The organism is Rheinheimera riviphila (genome assembly GCF_004005945.1).
Lineage (GTDB): Bacteria > Pseudomonadota > Gammaproteobacteria > Enterobacterales > Alteromonadaceae > Pararheinheimera > Pararheinheimera riviphila.
The window spans coordinates 57,920-74,079 of sequence record NZ_SACS01000011.1; the positions used below are offsets into that span (position 1 = coordinate 57,920).

The window sequence follows — 16,160 nt, forward strand, 5'->3', positions numbered from 1 at the left end:
CCAAACAGCTCAAGATATCAGTCACAAAACAACTATTTATGTTTGGAGTTAGCTGATGTTTGATCCTATTAATCCGTTAGGAACCGATGGTTTTGAGTTTGTTGAATACACTGCTGCTGACGCTGAGGGCATCAACAATTTAAAACAGTTGTTTGTCTCTCTTGGTTTTACCGAAGTTGCCCAGCACCGCTCCAAACAAGCCTGGTTATATAAGCAAGGCGACGTTAATTTTATCGTCAACGGCGAACCCAATTCTCAGGCCGAAGAATTTGCCCGTACCCACGGTCCAAGCGTTTGCGCGATGGCGTTTCGGGTTAAAGATGCCGCCGCAGCTTTAAAACATGCGCTTGAGAACGGCGCGAAAGAATACAAAAATCAAATCGGCCCGATGGAGCTGAATATCCCGGCGGTTTACGGCATTGGCAGTAGCCTGCTGTACTTCGTTGACCGTTACGGTCAAAGCTCGGTCTATGACGTCGATTTTAAATTCTACGAAAACTGGCAAACCCAGATGGCTTCGCACGGCGTTGGCCTGGAAGTGCTGGACCATTTAACGCACAACGTCCGCCGCGGCAATATGAATGTCTGGTCGGGTTTTTACGAGAAAATCGGTAACTTCCGCGAAATCCGTTATTTTGATATCGAAGGCAAACTGACCGGTCTGGTGTCACGCGCGATGACCGCACCTTGCGGCAAAATCCGCATCCCAATCAACGAATCTTCTGACGATAAATCACAAATTGAAGAATTTATTCGTGAATACAAAGGCGAAGGCATTCAGCATATCGCTTTAACTTCTGAAAACATTTATGAGACGGTGCGCACCTTGCGTGCCCGCGGTATGGACTTTATGCCAACGCCGGACACCTATTACAACAAGGTGAATAGCCGGGTGGTTGGTCATACTGAAGATACCGATATGCTGCGTGAATTACGTATTCTGATTGACGGCGCGCCGGAAAAAGACGGCATTTTGCTGCAAATTTTCACCAAAACCGTGATCGGTCCGGTGTTCTTTGAAATTATTCAGCGTAAAGGCAACGAAGGCTTTGGCGAAGGTAATTTTAAAGCGCTGTTTGAATCGATTGAAGAAGATCAAATCCGTCGTGGAGTATTAGCCGATGCGTAAATGGGTGTCATTTCCGTTAAAAGAAGGTGATGTGTCACGTCAGGCGCACGCAGATTTTCCGGAGCAGGCCATTTATGAACGTGAAGTCGGGCGCAGTGGCTTTTTTGGCCCGGCGACCCACTTACATCATACCCATGCGCCAACCGGCTGGAGTGACTGGCAAGGACCGCTGCGCCCGCGCTTGTTTAACTTCAACAATATCGGCGAAGATCAGGCCAATTCACCTTGGGCAGTGCCGGATTTACTGCACAATGCGCATTGTAAAATGCGCACCTGGCGTTTGACCGCACCGATGGATTATCTGGTGCGTAACGCTGACGGCGACGATCTGTTGTTTATCCACGAAGGCAGTGCTGAGCTTTATTGCGATTATGGCCATTTAACCCTGCGCGATGGTGATTACGTGGTGATCCCACGTTCGACCATGTGGCGGTTAGTGCCGAACGAGCCATTATTTGTGCTGATGATTGAAGCGACCAACGATTCGTATCAGTTGCCAGAAAAAGGCTTGGTTGGCAATCACGCGATTTTTGACGCCGCAATGCTGGATACGCCGAAAATTGATGACGCCTTTAAAGCGCAGTACAGCGAAAACGAGACTAAAGTTCAAATCAAGCGCCACAATAAAGTGTCGACTGTGACTTTCCCGTTTAATCCGCTGGATGCAATTGGCTGGCATGGTGATTTAAGCGTGGTTCGCATCAACTGGCGTGATATCCGGCCTTTGATGAGCCATCGGTATCATTTACCACCTTCGGCGCATACCACTTTTGTTGCGCAACGTTTTGTGGTCTGTACCTTTGTGCCACGGCCCATTGAAAGCGACCCTGGTGCGTTAAAAGTGCCGTTTTATCATAACAATGACGATTATGATGAAGTGCTGTTTTACCATGCCGGCGACTTTTTCAGTCGCGACAATATCGAACGTGGCATGGTGACGTTCCATCCGGCCGGTTTCACCCATGGTCCGCATCCAAAGGCCTTCCAGTCCGGGCGGGAGTATCGCAAGAAATTTACTGACGAAGTGGCGGTCATGATCGATACCCGTGACTCGCTGGAAGTCGGCGCTGCGGCCGAAACCACCGAAAATCCGGATTATGTCAACAGCTGGAAAATCAAGCCGGCAACAGCAGTTTAATTTGGCGGTGCAGCTGACGATGTACGTGCAGCTGCAGCCCTTGTAAAAGGATCAGTAGTAATGAAATTAGCCAGTCTGAAAAACGGCAGCCGTGATGGCAAGTTGGTGGTCGTCAGTCGCGATCTGAAAAAAGCAGTGGCAGTACCGCACATCGCCGCAACCATGCAATATGTGCTGGATCATTGGTCTAGCCTGGCACCGGCGCTTGCCGAAGTGTATCAGGGGCTGAACCACGGTACGGTGCAGGATGAGTTTGTTTTTAACGAACAAGAATGCGAATCACCATTGCCACGCGCTTATCAATGGGCCGACGGCAGTGCTTATGTCAACCATGTTGAGCTGGTACGGCGCGCCCGTAATTCCGAAATGCCACCAAGCTTCTGGACCGATCCACTGATGTACCAAGGCGGCTCCGATGACTTTATCGGTCCACGGGATAACGTCGAAGTGGTGAGCGAAGAATACGGCATCGATTTTGAAGGCGAAGTGGCTGTGATCACCGGTGACGTAGCAATGGCTTCAACGCCAGAACAGGCACGCAGCCAAATCCGGCTGGTGATGCTGGTCAATGACGTGTCGCTGCGTGGTTTGATCCCAAATGAACTGGCTAAAGGTTTTGGTTTTTTCCAGTCAAAACCAGCCTCGGCTTTCAGTCCGGTCGCTGTGACGCCGGAAGAGCTAGGGTCAAACTGGCAGGACGCGAAGCTGCATTTACCGCTGATTTCGCATTTAAATGGCAAGTTATTTGGTAAACCGAACGCCGGTGTTGATATGACCTTTGATTTTGGTCAGTTGGTGGCGCATGCTGCGAAGACCCGTAATTTAGGCGCTGGTGCGGTGATTGGCTCTGGTACTGTGTCAAATAAACAAGGTACTGAATACGGCACCTCAATCGACGAAGGTGGCTTGGGTTATAGCTGTATCGCTGAAGTGCGGATGATTGAAACTATTCGTGATGGCAAGCCAGCAACTGGTTTTATGAAGTTTGGCGATCGGATCCGGCTGGAAATGCTGGATGCTGAAGGCAAAAGTATTTTTGGTGCTATTGATCAGCAAGTGGTTGCGTATCAGGCACCATAATGCGCCGCGTTTAGGTTAGTAAGTTACATGACAAAAGGCTGCCAGCATTTGGCGGCCTTTTGCTATCAGGCGCAAGCATTCGTTTCCTTGTGCCACACTATTCAAAAAAGCCGTATGTACTCAAAAAACCGGATGTACTAACGGGTGTTTAAGGAGCTTGTGCATGGAATTTTATAGTTACTGGCGATCTTCCGCCGCCTATCGGGTACGCATTGCTTTAGCATTCAAAGGCATGGCTGCCGATATGCAGTATGTGCATCTGTTAAAAGATGGTGGGCAGCAACGGCTTTCTGCATATAAATCGCTGAATCCGTCACAGTTAGTACCGACTTTAGTGGATGGCGATCTGACGCTGAATCAGTCGTTGGCCATTTTAGAATATCTTGAAATCAAACAGCCACAACCCGCCTTATTACCTGCTGATTTGCAGTTAGCGCTAAAAGTACGTGCTGTCACGCTGGATATCGCTTGTGATATTCATCCGCTGAATAATTTACGGGTGCTACAGTATTTAACCGGTCCACTGCAATTGTCGGAGCAGCAAAAACTGCATTGGATCCAACACTGGTTACAACAAGGTTTTCAGGCACTGGAGCTGCGTTTATCGCATCAAGCGGGCAATTGCTGTTTTGGTGATATGGTGACCTGGGCAGATTTATGCTTGATCCCGCAAATTTACAACGCGCTGCGTTTTGGTCTGGATATGTCGCCGTATCCAACGTTATGGCGGGTTTATCAATATTGTCAGACGTTACCGGCATTTATCGCAGCAGCGCCAGAGCAACAACCGGATGCGCAATAAAGTCCGTCAACGGTCTGTCGGCGCCTGCGGTAAACTCAGCAAAAATTCGGCGCCACCGAGCGCCGATGTTGGTTGCACGCTGAGCTCGCCACCATGCTGCTGCACAATGGTGTGACAAATTGACAACCCAAGGCCAGTGCCTTTACCAACATCCTTGGTGGTAAAAAACGGCTCAAAAATCTGCTGTAAGTGTTGCTGAGCAATGCCCGGGCCACTGTCGGCAATTGCGATCTGCACCCGCGCATCATCTTGCCTGACCGTGATCCGGATGTTGCCTTGCACCGGGCCAATTGCTTGGGCTGCGTTGAGCAGAATATTGACAAATACTTGTGATAAAGCTGCGGCTTGCGCGATCACTTCAGGCCCGTTTTCACAAAAATCCCGTTCAATCTGGATATGCGCTTTAAACTCATTGCGCGCCAGCCGGATGGTACTTTCCAACAACGGAATTAATGCCACAGGCTGCATATCGGCATGATCAGGATGAGAAAAACGGCGCAAATCCAGCACTAAATCTTTCATGCGGATGGCGCCCGCCACTGAATCGGCCAACAAGTCCTCACAGTCCTTCAATAAAAAATCGATATTTTCCTGTTGCTGTAATTCATTGATTTGCCGCTGCAATTGCAGAAACTCTGCCGTTCCGGGCAGACATTGCGCCTGAGTCTGATACAACCGGATCAGCTGTTGAAAAATCGCTAAATAGATCTGAAAACTGCCAAGATTGCTCAGAATGTACCCGATCGGATTGTTAAGCTCGTGCGCGATACCGGCCGCCAATTGGCCTAAAGACGCCATGCGGTCGGTCTGCAACAGAAGCTGCTTTTGCTGTTCGGAAGTGGTCATCCAAAACTCCGCCAATACCTAAAATGTGGTGATAAATCAGTCGGTGTTTTGAGTATATACCCAAAATCATTGAAGATTCGGGTAGGCGACGAGGAGCGAGACCCCAGGAGCATAGTTGTCCTATGTGACTGGGGCGAGCGAGCGAAGGCAACAACCCCGCATCTTCAAGGATGACGGGTATAGTGGCGAATGTCAAAGACGCGTGCAACCAACAACTGTGCTTTAATCTTGTTAAACCCTTGCCGTTCACTTGTCGCTCACTTCTCGCACTGCGGCCGGTGGTGTCCATTAAAGCGGAGGCTTGCCATGTCAAAAGCAATACTGCTGGTCGACGATGAAGTTGCAATATTGCGCGCGTTACAGCGGGTATTGACCCGTGCTGGTTACCGGGTGTTTATTTGTGAATCTGCTGCTGCGGGGCTGGATTTACTGGCACAACAATCGGTGTCGCTGGTCATTTCCGATTTTCGGATGCCCGGCATGAAAGGCAGTGACTTTTTGGCGCAAGTCAAAGCGCTATACCCACAGACGCTTGGAGTGATTTTAAGCGCTTATGCCGACCGCGAAGCCTTACTGGCCAGCCTCAACAGTGGCGCGGCCTGGAAATTCCTGGAAAAACCCTGGGATGATGCGCAGCTGCTCAAAGACGTTGAGGCTGCGCTAGCAGAAAAAGAACGCCGTCAGGCGGAAATTCAACGTACCAATTTACTGTTGTCCAGCGATGAAGCCTTGCTGGAACTATCGGCCAGTGGTGTGGTGACCCGCTTTAATCATGCGGCCGCTGTGGTGCTGTCGATGCCACCGTCGGAGCTTCGGGCAAAGGCGTTGTCCGATATTTTTACCGACATCAATCCCATCGAGCTGGCGACGTTTTTCCACAAGAAAGATCATGATATTTGCCTGCAAAGCCAGCACGGCGATGCCATTAGCATCAGTCACCGAATTTCTGATATTTATCATTATCTGTTAAAGCTGACCTTGGTGGATGCCCTGAGCAGCGATGTATTTGACGGTCTAACCGACTTATTGGATCAAAATACCTTACTCGGGCGGATGGAAGATTTGATTTCGGTGCGAAGCGGGCCCTTCGCGGTGGTGGTGTTAACCATTGCTAATTTTCAGAACTTTGTCGACACCCTGCCGGAATCGGTGCTGGAAGCGCTGTTGCTGAACATTGGCCAGACATTAAACCGGCAATTAAGCGCAAAAGCATTGTTGGCTTATGTCGCCAGTGACCGTTTTGTGGTGGTGTTTCCAGCGATTAAACACGAAAGTGCGGTACAGCAATTCATTGGCCAGCTGCTACACCCTTTTGCCCAGCAGTTGTCGATAGCCACTGAAAAAGTGCAGCTGAGCTTTACTGTTGGGTATGCTTTATCGCCGCAAGATGGCGATAGTGCTAAGCAGTTGCTGCACAACGCTGTGACCGCCTGTCACCACAATGAAGTCAATCCAAAAGCATTTTACCTGCGCTATGACCGAGCTATTGTTGAGCTGAAGCGGCAGCAGTTTGAGATCAGCAATTCTTTGTACGCCGCCGTGGAAGAGCAGCAACTGCAGCTGCATTATCAACCCAAAATTTCACTGCTGCATGGCCGTTGTCAAAGTGCGGAAGCTTTGCTGCGCTGGCATCATCCAAAAATGGGCTGGATTTCACCGGCGTTGTTTATCCCAATTGCCGAGCGTGACGGCCAAATTCAACTGCTTGGCCAGTGGGTGCTGGAGCAGTGCTTTGCCCAGCTCAAACAATGGCAACAGCAAAATCTGGGGTTACAACGACTGGCAATTAATTTATCCGGCCGACAGTTACAGGATCCGAATTTGCCAACTCAGGTCCAACAACTGCTCCAAAAATATCAGTTGGATCCGGACGTGATTGAGCTGGAAATTACCGAAACATTTTTAATGGCCGACATCGAACAAAGTCGGCTGCTGTTGCTGCAACTGAAACAGCTCGGGTTGCATTTAGCGATGGATGATTTTGGCACCGGTTATTCTTCATTGGCCTATCTGGCAAAATTACCGGTAGATGTGTTAAAACTGGATCGAAGTTTGTTAATTGATCTGGAAGACTCACCGCAAAGCGCCAGCATGGTGCGGCATATGATCCGCATGGCACATGAGCTTGGTATGGTGGTTGTTGCAGAAGGGATTGAATCAAAAGGGCAAGTTGCAATTTTACGCGATATGCAATGTGATTTAATTCAGGGCTATGTGTTTAGTAGTGCCTTAACCGAGGCCGATTTTGTGGTTTATGTATCGTCCAACACCGGGCAAACCCAATGGGAGCAGTTCGCGAATGACTGAACAACAAAAACCGTTGCGGGCAATTATCGTCGAGCAAGATCCGGCGTACCAGGCTGCTATTCGTCGGTTATTGCAACGGGTCGTGCCCCACTGGCACTGTCATTATCTGTCAGATGCGGCAGCCGCCAGGGAGTTGTTACACAACGAGCCCATCGATTTGTTGCTGACTGAGCGTCTGGGGCCGTCCGATAGCGGTGAAACCCTACTCGAATTTGCCTGTCAGCACAGCCCGGTGACCATTCGGGTGCTGATGAGCGCCGATAATTCCGATGCCATGTTGCTGGCTACCACGCACTGCGCGCATTTGGTGCTTGGCAAACCCTTTACCGAACAGCAAGTTACCGAAGTCTTTCAGCGGGTAGAATTACTCTGCAACGGGCCTTTTACCGCGCACAGCCGTTATCAACTTGGACAAATTAATACCCTGCCTATTCAGCGCAGCAATTATCAGACGTTAATGAAGTTGCTGTCTGATGAAGAGAGTTCCACGGTCGCAGTGGCATCGTCATTGGCGCGCGAAGCACCACTGGCGGCGAAACTTTTACAGATCGCCAACTCGGCTTATCTTGGTTTTAGCCGGCAAACGCTGGATTTGGCTGAAGTTGTCACCAGGCTCGGTCGGTCGATGATTAAAGCTGTCGCCTTTGCAGTGCAGTTGCATAGCCAATATGACGGCAAAATTCGCCCTGATTTACATCAACGGTTGTTAGACGATTCGTTCGAGCTGGCGACGATGGCCAGTCAACTGGCGAAAACCCAGCAAAGTGGGGCACATCTGGCAGAGCAGGCCTTTATGGCTGGTTTGATGCAGGTGCTGGGACCGCTGGTGTTATTGTCGGCCATGCCGCACCACAATCAACAACTGACTGAAGAAGATATGTTTCAGGAAGGGATCCCGGACCATTGTCTGATCAGTGCCTATTTAATGTTGTTGTGGGGTTTTGAAACCGACGTTTGTGATGCGGTGATGTATCGGCTGAGTCTGAATGAAGTGCCGCAGCCGACCTTGTTACAGACCATTATGCATCTGAGCAGTTATGTGATAGTTTTCCGCCGCCGGCGTCAGGACGAAGAATTGCCGGTACCGTGCTGGACAGCGTTACAACAGTTTCAGCTGACCGATACTTTTAGTCACTTACAGCAATCTGGACCTGGTGTGCTCAATGAATAAATTAGTGGCTCCCAAACGATGGCTGAATGCCTCGTTGTTTTACCTGGGATGTTTTGGCGTGGTGTTTCAGTTGACTGCTCAGATCTACTGTTGGTGGGTTGGTTTAGGATTGATCACCGAATTTTGGTGGACCTGGCCGGCGCCTTTTATCTGCATTCTGTGGGGTATTTTACCGTCACTGCAATTGCAAACCGAGCGCCAAGCTGGAAAACGCCACTCGACTTTTGAAGTGTAGCATCTGGGTCGTTAGCATTGACCTGGGCAATCGCCAGCGGTGACTGCCCAAATCCGGCGCTGCCACAACCTATTTTAACTGTAATTTTTGTCCCGGTTGCAGCATACTTTCCGTGGTTAAGGTGTTCCACTTCAGTAAATCCGCCAACTTCACTTTTTGCTTTTTGGCAATTTTATCCAGCGAATCACCGGACTTCACCACATAGACGCGGTTTTTGTTTGCAGCTACCGTTGCTACTTTCTCTTTGGCAGCAGGAATTTTCAGGGTTTGACCAGGTTTTAACCGACTGTTGGCAGACAATTTGTTGTATTTAGCCAGCGCTGCGCCGTCGACTTTGAACTGTTTGGCGATCAGCCATAAATTATCACCGGATTTCACTTTATAGCTGGCAGCTTGCTTGCTAGCTGCTGATTTGCGCACTTTTGACGGTACAGTTGACGGCGCGGTTGCTGCCAGGCTCAGGAACAGTTGCTGACCAACTTTTAATTGATCGGATTTGAGTTGATTCAGCTGCTTGAGTTTAGCCACTGTGGTGCCATTTTTGCTGGCGATTAACCCGAGGCTGTCGCCGGATTTTACCCGGTATTGCCTTGTCTCAGTCAGCCGGACGGCGCGCAGTTGTGGGCGGTTTTGGGCAAATAACGCCATTTTTGACAGCGGTAATACTAACGTGTGCTCGCCGTGCGCCGTGTAACTGCGTCTAAACCCCGGATTCAAAGTTTTGATGTCGGACAGTGACAACTGTGTCAGCTGCGCCACCTGATTTAAATCAACCGGGCCTTTGATACTGGTAAAACCAATGGCGGGTTGGTTGGCGATTGCTGGCCATTTCATCTGGTATTTTTCAGCGTGTTGCAACAGGTCAATCAACGCCAGCCATTTTGGCAAATAGATAGTGGATTGTTTGGGCAGGTTCAGTGACCAAAAATCAATAGCTTTTCCTTTGGCTTGGTTAGCAGCAATCGCTTTTTGCACTCGGCCTTCACCCGAATTAAAACCGGCCACGGCATTAAGCCAGTCTTGTCCAAGATTGTTGTAAAGGTACTGCAGATAATCGAGGGCGGCATTGGTTGAAGCGATCGGATCTTTACGCCCATCGTACCAGTCGTTGCGTTGCAAGCCAAAGTTTCGGGCCGTTTGTGGCACCATTTGCCACAGACCTGCCGGCGCACCCGCTTGGGCCACCGGATTAAAAGAACTTTCGACAATCGGTAACAAAGCCAGCTCGACCGGCATCTTCCGGCGCTCAAGTTCTACCACAATGTGATACAAAAAGGGCTCAGCCCGCACTGAAACTTGGTTTAACAGGCTTTGATGGCGGCGATAAAAGTCGCGTTGTTGCGATACATCAAGCGTATTAGGAACTTCAATCTGAATTTGTTGTTGGATCCGCAACCAGACATCCGGCAGTTCAGACAAGGATTGCTCGGACGCATCAATAGCTAAAGGAACTGACTGACGATCAGCAGATATCGCAACTGTGGTACCAGCCTGCTGTTGAGGCTCGACCGGCGACGTTGACGCTGTGTCGGTTTTGGGCTGATTTACACAGCCATTTAGCCAGACCAGCAGCAATATAAGCAGCAGTTTTTTCATGTCAAAACGTACCTTTTTGGAGACAACCCGACACCAAGCCGGTAGCAAAAAATGGGTATGTTACCTTTTGCGACACTGATTGCAAGTTTGGATCAAAAACGGTTTTTCCATTCACGCAGAAATTTGAACAAGTTTTGTGCATCAGTCTGTTGCCATTGTTGTTGTAATTGAGGCTGCTCGCAGCGCAAAAACGGATTGATTAATCGCTCAAGTTGCAAGGTGGTCGGTAAGGTGATGCCGCCTTGTTGCCGTAAATTCTGGCAAAAGCCGAGGTGTTCGACTATCGCCTGATTGTCTGGTTCAACTTCAAGTGCAAATTTCAGGTTGGAAATTGTATATTCGTGGGTGCAAAACACCAAAGTGTCTGCCGGTAACTCATTCAGCAGGGTCAATGACTGGTGCATTTGCGCGGCGCTGCCTTCAAACAACCGACCACAACCGCCGCTAAACAGCGTATCGCCACAAAATAACCAGCTTTGCTCTGTCTGCTCAGTGACGTAACAGAGATGACCAAGGGTGTGGCCGGGTGTGCTGATGATCCGAAATCCGAGGCCAAGTTCCGGGATCTCTAGCTGGTCGTCGGCATGCAGATAATGACTATGGTCGGCGATGTGTTTAATTTTGAGTTGTTCGGCCGCCGGTAAGTACAGCGAAACCTGCGGCCATTGCTGTTGTAATTGTGGCAAGCCATCCACATGATCCCAATGATGGTGAGTGATGAGTATTGCCACCAACTGCAGGTTATTGGCCTTTAAGTAATGTTGGACAACGTCCGCATCGCCGGGGTCGACCACTATTGCTTTACCGGCTGCGTGAATGCACCAGATGTAATTGTCGTTAAACGCCGGTAACGCGGTAATTTGGTGCATGTTGAACTCTCTGTCGTTAAATCTGTTAAATCGGCATTTCACAAAACGGATGTGTATACTGAGTTTGATTCACTAAAACTTATTTGCAGCCAACGGGTTGCAACAGTCAAAGGCGGCTTCGGATGAAACCTGCATTAAGCCGGCATACCCCAGCGACGATACCGGCAAGTTGGCAACAGTTTGCGCAAGGCAAAGCTTTAGCGCAACAACTGGAAGCGCAGTTTAACCTGTGGTGGCCGCGAATATTTGGTTATCACTTATTAAAAGTGGGCAATTTGAGTAGTGCGCTGGACACCAGTGCCTGCAGTATCAAGCACCAAATCAGGCTGGCAACAGCGCCGGAATTGGCGACGTTAATTGCCGATCCGGACGATTTACCCTTGATTGAACATGCCGTCGACGCTGTGCTGCTGGCGCATTGCCTGGAATATGCGCAGGATCCGCATCATGTGATCCGGGAAGCGCACCGGGTACTGATGCCCGATGGTTATCTGTTGATCAGTGGGTTTAACCCAATCAGTGCCTGTGGGCTGCTCAAACTCTGGCCGGGATTGCAAGGCCGTTTACCCTGGAGCGGCCGGTTTTTTAGTATGGCGCGGGTGACGGACTGGCTGCATTTGCTCGGCTTTGAAATCCTGTATGAACAACGATTATTTTGCACCAGTATGCTGGCGGATAAACATAGTCAGTCCGCACTGCGGCAGTGGGCGGACCAACATCTTCACTATTTTGGCGCCGCTTACGTGATGGTCGCCCGCAAACGGACCTTGCCGCTTACACCGATTAAACCGAAATGGCAACTGACCAACAATTTTAATCCGGCGGTCAAAGGCATCAGTGCCAGGCATCAGGGATGATTGATTTTGGTTGTTTATTTCGGGCACTAAAATAATGTAAAACAAGAGGTTACGGCTTCGGTTGTTGCTGTAGCCAGCGGTCCAGCGCGTTGCCAAACTTCTGTTTGTCTTTGTTATCGAGTGGCGCCGGGCCACCCAACGACACACCGCTGCCTCTGAGTTCTTCCTGCATGTTACGTAAGGTCAGACGTTCGGTGATATTGTCGCGGTTGAGTTCATCACCTCGGGGCGTAATGACGGTAGCGCCAAGCCCGACGACCTCTGCGGCCAGCGGAATATCCTGCGTGATCAGCAATTCTCCAGCGACAATTTCTTCAGCAATGCGCTGATCCGCGCGGTCAAAACCAGCCTGAACCCGGATCACTTTAATATGGCGACTGGCAGGCAGTGGAATAGGGTGGTTCGAGACAAATGTAAGCATGATGCCAGTGCGCTCAGCGGCGCGGCACAACATATCGCGGACAACTTTAGGGCAGGCGTCGGCGTCAATCCAGATTGGCATTTGTGGTTTCCTGAGGTTGGCAGCTGACCACAGTGGAATTTAGCTGCAAGTGCCAGCCTTTGCTGGTGAGCAGTTGTCGTGCATCATCACAACTCAACTGCATAAAATATAAACCCGGGTGTTCAGGGCCTGGCTGCGCGGTCATTTTAAAGCCAAGTTGCTGATAACAATGCACCGCCACTTGGTTATGGCGAAAGACAAACAGCGAAAAATCCAGTTTACGGTTTTGTTGTAATGCCCGGCACATCAGCGATAACAGCAAAGCGTAACTGAGGTTTTTGCCACGCGCTTCCGGTAACACCAGTAAACGGGCTAGGTGATGTTTGCCAAAACGCTGACAAATCTGCCCAAAACCGACAGTGGCAGCCTGTTGTTTCAAGATGTAGCTGCTGGTGTTGGGGCGGTGCAGCTGCAGTAAAAATTGTTGCTGTTGCATCGGAAATACAAAGCCTTCACCACCCCATTCGGTGACAGTTGATAAGTCGGTAAAACAGCGGCTGATTTCGAGGCAATCATCAATGGTTGCTTCGAACAGCTGGCAGGCTGCGGATGTCGTCACAGGATCAGAAACCTTCAACCAGTTTTGGCAGCATCAACATAAGGCCGGGAATTGCCGTGAGCCATAACAACACGGTATTAAAACGCCAGGCGTTACGGTAAAACGGCTGGGCATAAAAACTGTGGTTATTGCGGATCCAGGACAGCATCAGCGTCGCAAAAATTGCCGGTACTGCATATTCAAGTCGAAAATCCTGGTTAAACCAACTGAGCCAGCTGGCCACGGCGCCAAAGAGTGCCAGCACCAGATACGACACCACGGTGGTTTTACTGCGGCTTAGCTGCACTCTTTGTTCCTTATTTAACTTGATTTAGGCTGAGTTCGGCTGATCCAGACTTTTACTACACTCTGCTGTTTACCACATCAAATCGTCTGGAATTTTAAAGTCTGCATAAGGATCATCTTCTGGCATTGATTCATCTTGCTGATTTAAAACAATAATGGCTTCAGGCAACCGTTGTTGTACTTTTTCAGCGATTTGAATTGGGATCAGATGATAGTGCTCGCCTAATTTGGCAATCGCAATCAAACCTTTCACCAACTGCTGCTGAATTTTCGAGGTGACATGGATCCTTTTCACCAGATTGCCATCTGTAAAGTTAAAGGCGATGTCGCCTTTATATTGCTGCGAGTTCAGTTCAACGATTTGTTTCACCTGCGCCGCCAGTGCTTTTTTGGCGAGGGCTTCAGTTTTTTGACGGTTTAGTTCCTGATCCCGCAAAATTTGCGCTTGTCGGTTTTGCTCGGCCAGCACGCTCGCTTCATTCACCACCACGCCTTTTTTACCGGCTTGTACCCGCTCTTTGTGTTTTTCCTTTTTAATCGCCGTTAATTTTTTGGCGTTGCCAAGACCGGCTTTTAACAGTTGTTCCTGCAGTGACTTACTCATGATCTGCTCTTTAGATGATCCCGATAGCGGTATTGTTTCATGTTCTGCCCAGCTTGCAAAGTAGCGCCAGCACTTGGAAAAGCTGACGAGCAGAGCGATTTTCGGTTATGCTATCAGGGTTTTTCAATCAACATCCAACATAACATCCAACATAAAGAGTGCCGACATTGCCATTTCGTGATTTAAGACTTGATCCCAGACTGATCCGTTCGATAGAGCATCTGGGCTTTACCCAGCCAACACCGATCCAACAGGAAGCCGTTCCTGCAGTGATGGTGGGCAAAGATTTAATCGTATCGTCGAAAACCGGATCTGGTAAAACTTTGGCTTATCTGCTGCCGATGATGCAGCGGATGTTAAAAAGCCGTCCTTTGTCACAACAAGACCCGCGTGCCGTTATTCTGGCACCGACCCGCGAATTAGCTTCGCAAATTTATGCCCAGTTGCGACTGTTTGTTGCCAACACCCGGCTGACCTGCGCATTTATAGTCGGTGGTGAAAATTTTAACGATCAGGAAAAATTGTTAAAGCGTAAACCGCAGATTATCGTCGCCACGCCGGGGCGTTTGGTTGACCATCTGGAACATAAGAGTTTTTTCCTGCAAGGTCTGGAAATGCTGATCCTGGATGAAGCGGACCGAATGCTGGATTTAGGTTTTATGCCACAACTGAATACGATCCATAAAGCGGCCAACCATCGGTTGCGGCAGACGCTAATGTTTTCGGCCACGCTTGACCATGCCGATGTCAATGAACTGGCTTTGTCATTATTAAAAGATCCGTACCGCGTGGCCATTGGTGCAGGTTACGATCCGCATAAAGATATCAGCCAGCGCTGTTATTTCGCTGATAATTTAAAGCACAAAGAAAATTTACTGCAGCATTTCCTCAAAGCAGAACATATTAAGCAGCTTATTATCTTCACTGCGACCCGCGAAGACACTGACCGACTGGCGTTAGTGGTACAACAAGCTGGTTTGGCTGCGGTAGGTTTAAACGGTAAGTTGACTCAGGCGCAGCGCAATGCGGTGATGCAGGCTTTTGCCACCAATAAACATCAGGTTTTAGTCACCACGGATGTCGCATCCCGCGGCCTTGATTTACTCCAAGTGTCGCATGTCATTAATTTTGACATGCCAAAACATCCGGAAGAATATGTGCACCGAATTGGCCGAACCGGTCGCGCTGGCCAGCAAGGTCAGGCTTATTCATTGGTTGGACCAAAAGACTGGGACAGTTTTGTGCGGATTGAGCAGTTTTTACGCCGACCGCTGGAAATGGCAGAAGTCGAAGGACTAAAAGCGAAGTTTAATGGCGTGAAAGTAGTGGCCGAAACTGTCACTAAAAAGTTGCCAAAAGCCAAACCTAAGCCAAAACCAGTCAAAGCTGACGGTGCAAATTCAGAAACAGCTGTAACAATTAAGAAAACTCCGAAGTTTTTTCTGGGTGGTGATGATGGTTCTGCACCAATTAAGAAAAAGCAAAAAATAATCTGATTTGCTTGTTTTATATTCGTTAAATGGTGCTACACTCGAAAAGTTGCCCGCTCAAAAACTAAGCGAGTGTGATGGCAACATATTGTTTGTAAAGGATAGTCTTTCAAGCAGTGGGTGCGGTCAGTATGCAGGGAATTTATTTTCTGTTGGGATAGCAATACCTATTGACCCGATTATTAGGTTCACTGATAATGGGGTTGTAATATGTACTAGCTCGAACGTGGCCGGTAATATTTAAGTCGCCAGTTTATGGCAAATCTAGTTAAAGTAAGAGAATGTTATGTCACAATTAATTTCCGGTACCGTTAAGTGGTTCAACGAAGATAAAGGTTTTGGTTTCATCGAGCGTGAAGGCGGCAAAGACGTTTTCGTTCACTTCCGCGCAATCAACGGCACTGGTCGTCGTACTCTGGTTGAAGGTCAGAAAGTGACTTTCGAAGTAACTGAAGGCCAAAAAGGTCCTCAGGCTGAGAACGTAACTGTAGTTGCTTAATTAGCAGCATATAGTCAAAGTTTCTGTAAAGAGCCGACTCATCGAGTCGGCTTTTTGTTGCCTGTAATAAGTCATTTGTTGTCTTGGTTTTAGAGCGTGTTGACGTTTGGTGTATGAGTTTTGTTCAATCGGGAGCCGCCTGCTCACCAATAAAGTAGCTAACTACGCGGCTCCCGATTGAACCCTACGGG

The 16,160-nt window shown here is 49.1% G+C and carries 17 protein-coding genes; 10 read left to right on the forward strand and 7 right to left on the reverse strand.

Annotated elements, in window-relative coordinates:
• Window positions 1-55 precede the first annotated feature (55 nt).
• The 4 genes from hppD (at window position 56) to maiA (ending at window position 4,149) form a co-directional block, all read left to right on the forward strand.
• Window positions 56-1,129, forward strand: a complete 1,074-nt coding sequence (hppD, locus tag EOE67_RS11315) for a 4-hydroxyphenylpyruvate dioxygenase (RefSeq protein ID WP_127699189.1) — start codon at window positions 56-58, stop codon at window positions 1,127-1,129.
• A complete protein-coding gene (locus EOE67_RS11320; protein ID WP_127699190.1) occupies window positions 1,122-2,267 on the forward strand; it encodes a homogentisate 1,2-dioxygenase in 1,146 nt (381 codons plus the stop codon). The genes hppD and EOE67_RS11320 overlap by 8 nt, the downstream gene beginning before the upstream one ends.
• A gap of 60 nt (window positions 2,268-2,327) precedes the next feature.
• Window positions 2,328-3,347: a fumarylacetoacetate hydrolase family protein gene (locus tag EOE67_RS11325; RefSeq protein ID WP_127699191.1), complete on the forward strand. Its 1,020-nt coding sequence runs from the start codon at window positions 2,328-2,330 to the stop codon at window positions 3,345-3,347.
• A gap of 163 nt (window positions 3,348-3,510) precedes the next feature.
• Window positions 3,511-4,149, forward strand: coding sequence for a maleylacetoacetate isomerase (gene maiA, locus EOE67_RS11330; protein ID WP_127699192.1), 639 nt, complete (start codon window positions 3,511-3,513; stop codon window positions 4,147-4,149).
• A 6-nt stretch (window positions 4,150-4,155) separates the two neighbouring features.
• Here the strand turns inward: maiA and EOE67_RS11335 are convergent, their stop codons facing one another.
• The gene (locus EOE67_RS11335; protein WP_127699193.1) at window positions 4,156-4,995 is read right to left on the reverse strand and encodes a sensor histidine kinase; all 840 of its coding nucleotides are present in this window, start codon (window positions 4,993-4,995) and stop codon (window positions 4,156-4,158) included.
• 306 nt (window positions 4,996-5,301) lie between these two features.
• Between EOE67_RS11335 and EOE67_RS11340 the strand changes: the two genes are divergently transcribed.
• Genes EOE67_RS11340 through EOE67_RS11350 form a run of 3 tightly spaced genes read left to right on the forward strand, consistent with a single transcriptional unit; the run spans window position 5,302 to window position 8,708 of the window.
• Window positions 5,302-7,302: a putative bifunctional diguanylate cyclase/phosphodiesterase gene (locus EOE67_RS11340; RefSeq protein WP_164852300.1), complete on the forward strand. Its 2,001-nt coding sequence runs from the start codon at window positions 5,302-5,304 to the stop codon at window positions 7,300-7,302.
• Window positions 7,295-8,473 carry an HDOD domain-containing protein gene (locus EOE67_RS11345; protein WP_164852301.1) on the forward strand — a complete coding sequence of 393 codons (1,179 nt, stop codon included), beginning with the start codon at window positions 7,295-7,297 and terminating at the stop codon, window positions 8,471-8,473. The genes EOE67_RS11340 and EOE67_RS11345 overlap by 8 nt, the downstream gene beginning before the upstream one ends.
• A complete protein-coding gene (locus EOE67_RS11350; RefSeq protein WP_127699196.1) occupies window positions 8,466-8,708 on the forward strand; it encodes a hypothetical protein in 243 nt (80 codons plus the stop codon). Before EOE67_RS11345 ends, EOE67_RS11350 begins: the two co-directional genes overlap by 8 nt.
• A gap of 69 nt (window positions 8,709-8,777) precedes the next feature.
• Here the strand turns inward: EOE67_RS11350 and EOE67_RS11355 are convergent, their stop codons facing one another.
• Together EOE67_RS11355 and gloB are read right to left on the reverse strand one after the other, a co-directional pair.
• The gene (locus EOE67_RS11355) at window positions 8,778-10,304 is read right to left on the reverse strand and encodes a LysM peptidoglycan-binding domain-containing protein (RefSeq protein WP_127699197.1); all 1,527 of its coding nucleotides are present in this window, start codon (window positions 10,302-10,304) and stop codon (window positions 8,778-8,780) included.
• A 92-nt stretch (window positions 10,305-10,396) separates the two neighbouring features.
• Window positions 10,397-11,173: a hydroxyacylglutathione hydrolase gene (gloB, locus tag EOE67_RS11360; RefSeq protein WP_127699198.1), complete on the reverse strand. Its 777-nt coding sequence runs from the start codon at window positions 11,171-11,173 to the stop codon at window positions 10,397-10,399.
• Between the two features lie 122 nt (window positions 11,174-11,295).
• Between gloB and EOE67_RS11365 the strand changes: the two genes are divergently transcribed.
• Window positions 11,296-12,030, forward strand: a complete 735-nt coding sequence (locus EOE67_RS11365) for a class I SAM-dependent methyltransferase (RefSeq protein ID WP_127699199.1) — start codon at window positions 11,296-11,298, stop codon at window positions 12,028-12,030.
• Window positions 12,031-12,079: 49 nt separating this feature from the next.
• On the opposite strand, the gene EOE67_RS11370 is transcribed toward EOE67_RS11365, so the two are convergent.
• The 4 genes from EOE67_RS11370 to EOE67_RS11385 form a co-directional block, all read right to left on the reverse strand.
• Window positions 12,080-12,532 carry a YaiI/YqxD family protein gene (locus EOE67_RS11370; RefSeq protein WP_127699200.1) on the reverse strand — a complete coding sequence of 151 codons (453 nt, stop codon included), beginning with the start codon at window positions 12,530-12,532 and terminating at the stop codon, window positions 12,080-12,082.
• Window positions 12,516-13,091, reverse strand: a complete 576-nt coding sequence (locus EOE67_RS11375; protein WP_127699201.1) for a GNAT family N-acetyltransferase — start codon at window positions 13,089-13,091, stop codon at window positions 12,516-12,518. Before EOE67_RS11375 ends, EOE67_RS11370 begins: the two co-directional genes overlap by 17 nt.
• A gap of 4 nt (window positions 13,092-13,095) precedes the next feature.
• Entirely contained in the window at window positions 13,096-13,377 is a 282-nt protein-coding gene (locus EOE67_RS11380) for a hypothetical protein (RefSeq protein WP_127699202.1), read from the reverse strand.
• A gap of 69 nt (window positions 13,378-13,446) precedes the next feature.
• The gene (locus EOE67_RS11385; RefSeq protein ID WP_127699203.1) at window positions 13,447-13,980 is read right to left on the reverse strand and encodes a DUF2058 domain-containing protein; all 534 of its coding nucleotides are present in this window, start codon (window positions 13,978-13,980) and stop codon (window positions 13,447-13,449) included.
• Window positions 13,981-14,147: 167 nt separating this feature from the next.
• Here EOE67_RS11385 and EOE67_RS11390 point away from each other — a divergent pair, with 167 nt between their 5' ends.
• Together EOE67_RS11390 and EOE67_RS11395 are read left to right on the forward strand one after the other, a co-directional pair.
• On the forward strand, window positions 14,148-15,476 hold the full coding sequence (locus tag EOE67_RS11390) for a DEAD/DEAH box helicase (RefSeq protein WP_127699204.1): 1,329 nt from the start codon (window positions 14,148-14,150) through the stop codon (window positions 15,474-15,476).
• A 280-nt stretch (window positions 15,477-15,756) separates the two neighbouring features.
• A complete protein-coding gene (locus EOE67_RS11395; protein WP_031565533.1) occupies window positions 15,757-15,969 on the forward strand; it encodes a cold-shock protein in 213 nt (70 codons plus the stop codon).
• The last annotated feature ends 191 nt before the right edge of the window (window positions 15,970-16,160 follow it).

Coding starts and splice junctions, on each gene's coding strand:
- EOE67_RS11340 (WP_164852300.1), top strand. CDS start 5,302: ATGTCAAAAGCAATACTGCTGGTCGACGATGAAGTTGCAATATTGCGC.
- EOE67_RS11320 (WP_127699190.1), top strand. CDS start 1,122: ATGCGTAAATGGGTGTCATTTCCGTTAAAAGAAGGTGATGTGTCACGT.
- EOE67_RS11370 (WP_127699200.1), bottom strand. CDS start 12,532: ATGCCAATCTGGATTGACGCCGACGCCTGCCCTAAAGTTGTCCGCGAT.
- hppD (WP_127699189.1), top strand. CDS start 56: ATGTTTGATCCTATTAATCCGTTAGGAACCGATGGTTTTGAGTTTGTT.
- EOE67_RS11325 (WP_127699191.1), top strand. CDS start 2,328: ATGAAATTAGCCAGTCTGAAAAACGGCAGCCGTGATGGCAAGTTGGTG.
- EOE67_RS11385 (WP_127699203.1), bottom strand. CDS start 13,980: ATGAGTAAGTCACTGCAGGAACAACTGTTAAAAGCCGGTCTTGGCAAC.
- EOE67_RS11355 (WP_127699197.1), bottom strand. CDS start 10,304: ATGAAAAAACTGCTGCTTATATTGCTGCTGGTCTGGCTAAATGGCTGT.
- EOE67_RS11395 (WP_031565533.1), top strand. CDS start 15,757: ATGTCACAATTAATTTCCGGTACCGTTAAGTGGTTCAACGAAGATAAA.
- maiA (WP_127699192.1), top strand. CDS start 3,511: ATGGAATTTTATAGTTACTGGCGATCTTCCGCCGCCTATCGGGTACGC.
- EOE67_RS11335 (WP_127699193.1), bottom strand. CDS start 4,995: ATGACCACTTCCGAACAGCAAAAGCAGCTTCTGTTGCAGACCGACCGC.
- gloB (WP_127699198.1), bottom strand. CDS start 11,173: ATGCACCAAATTACCGCGTTACCGGCGTTTAACGACAATTACATCTGG.
- EOE67_RS11365 (WP_127699199.1), top strand. CDS start 11,296: ATGAAACCTGCATTAAGCCGGCATACCCCAGCGACGATACCGGCAAGT.
- EOE67_RS11350 (WP_127699196.1), top strand. CDS start 8,466: ATGAATAAATTAGTGGCTCCCAAACGATGGCTGAATGCCTCGTTGTTT.
- EOE67_RS11345 (WP_164852301.1), top strand. CDS start 7,295: ATGACTGAACAACAAAAACCGTTGCGGGCAATTATCGTCGAGCAAGAT.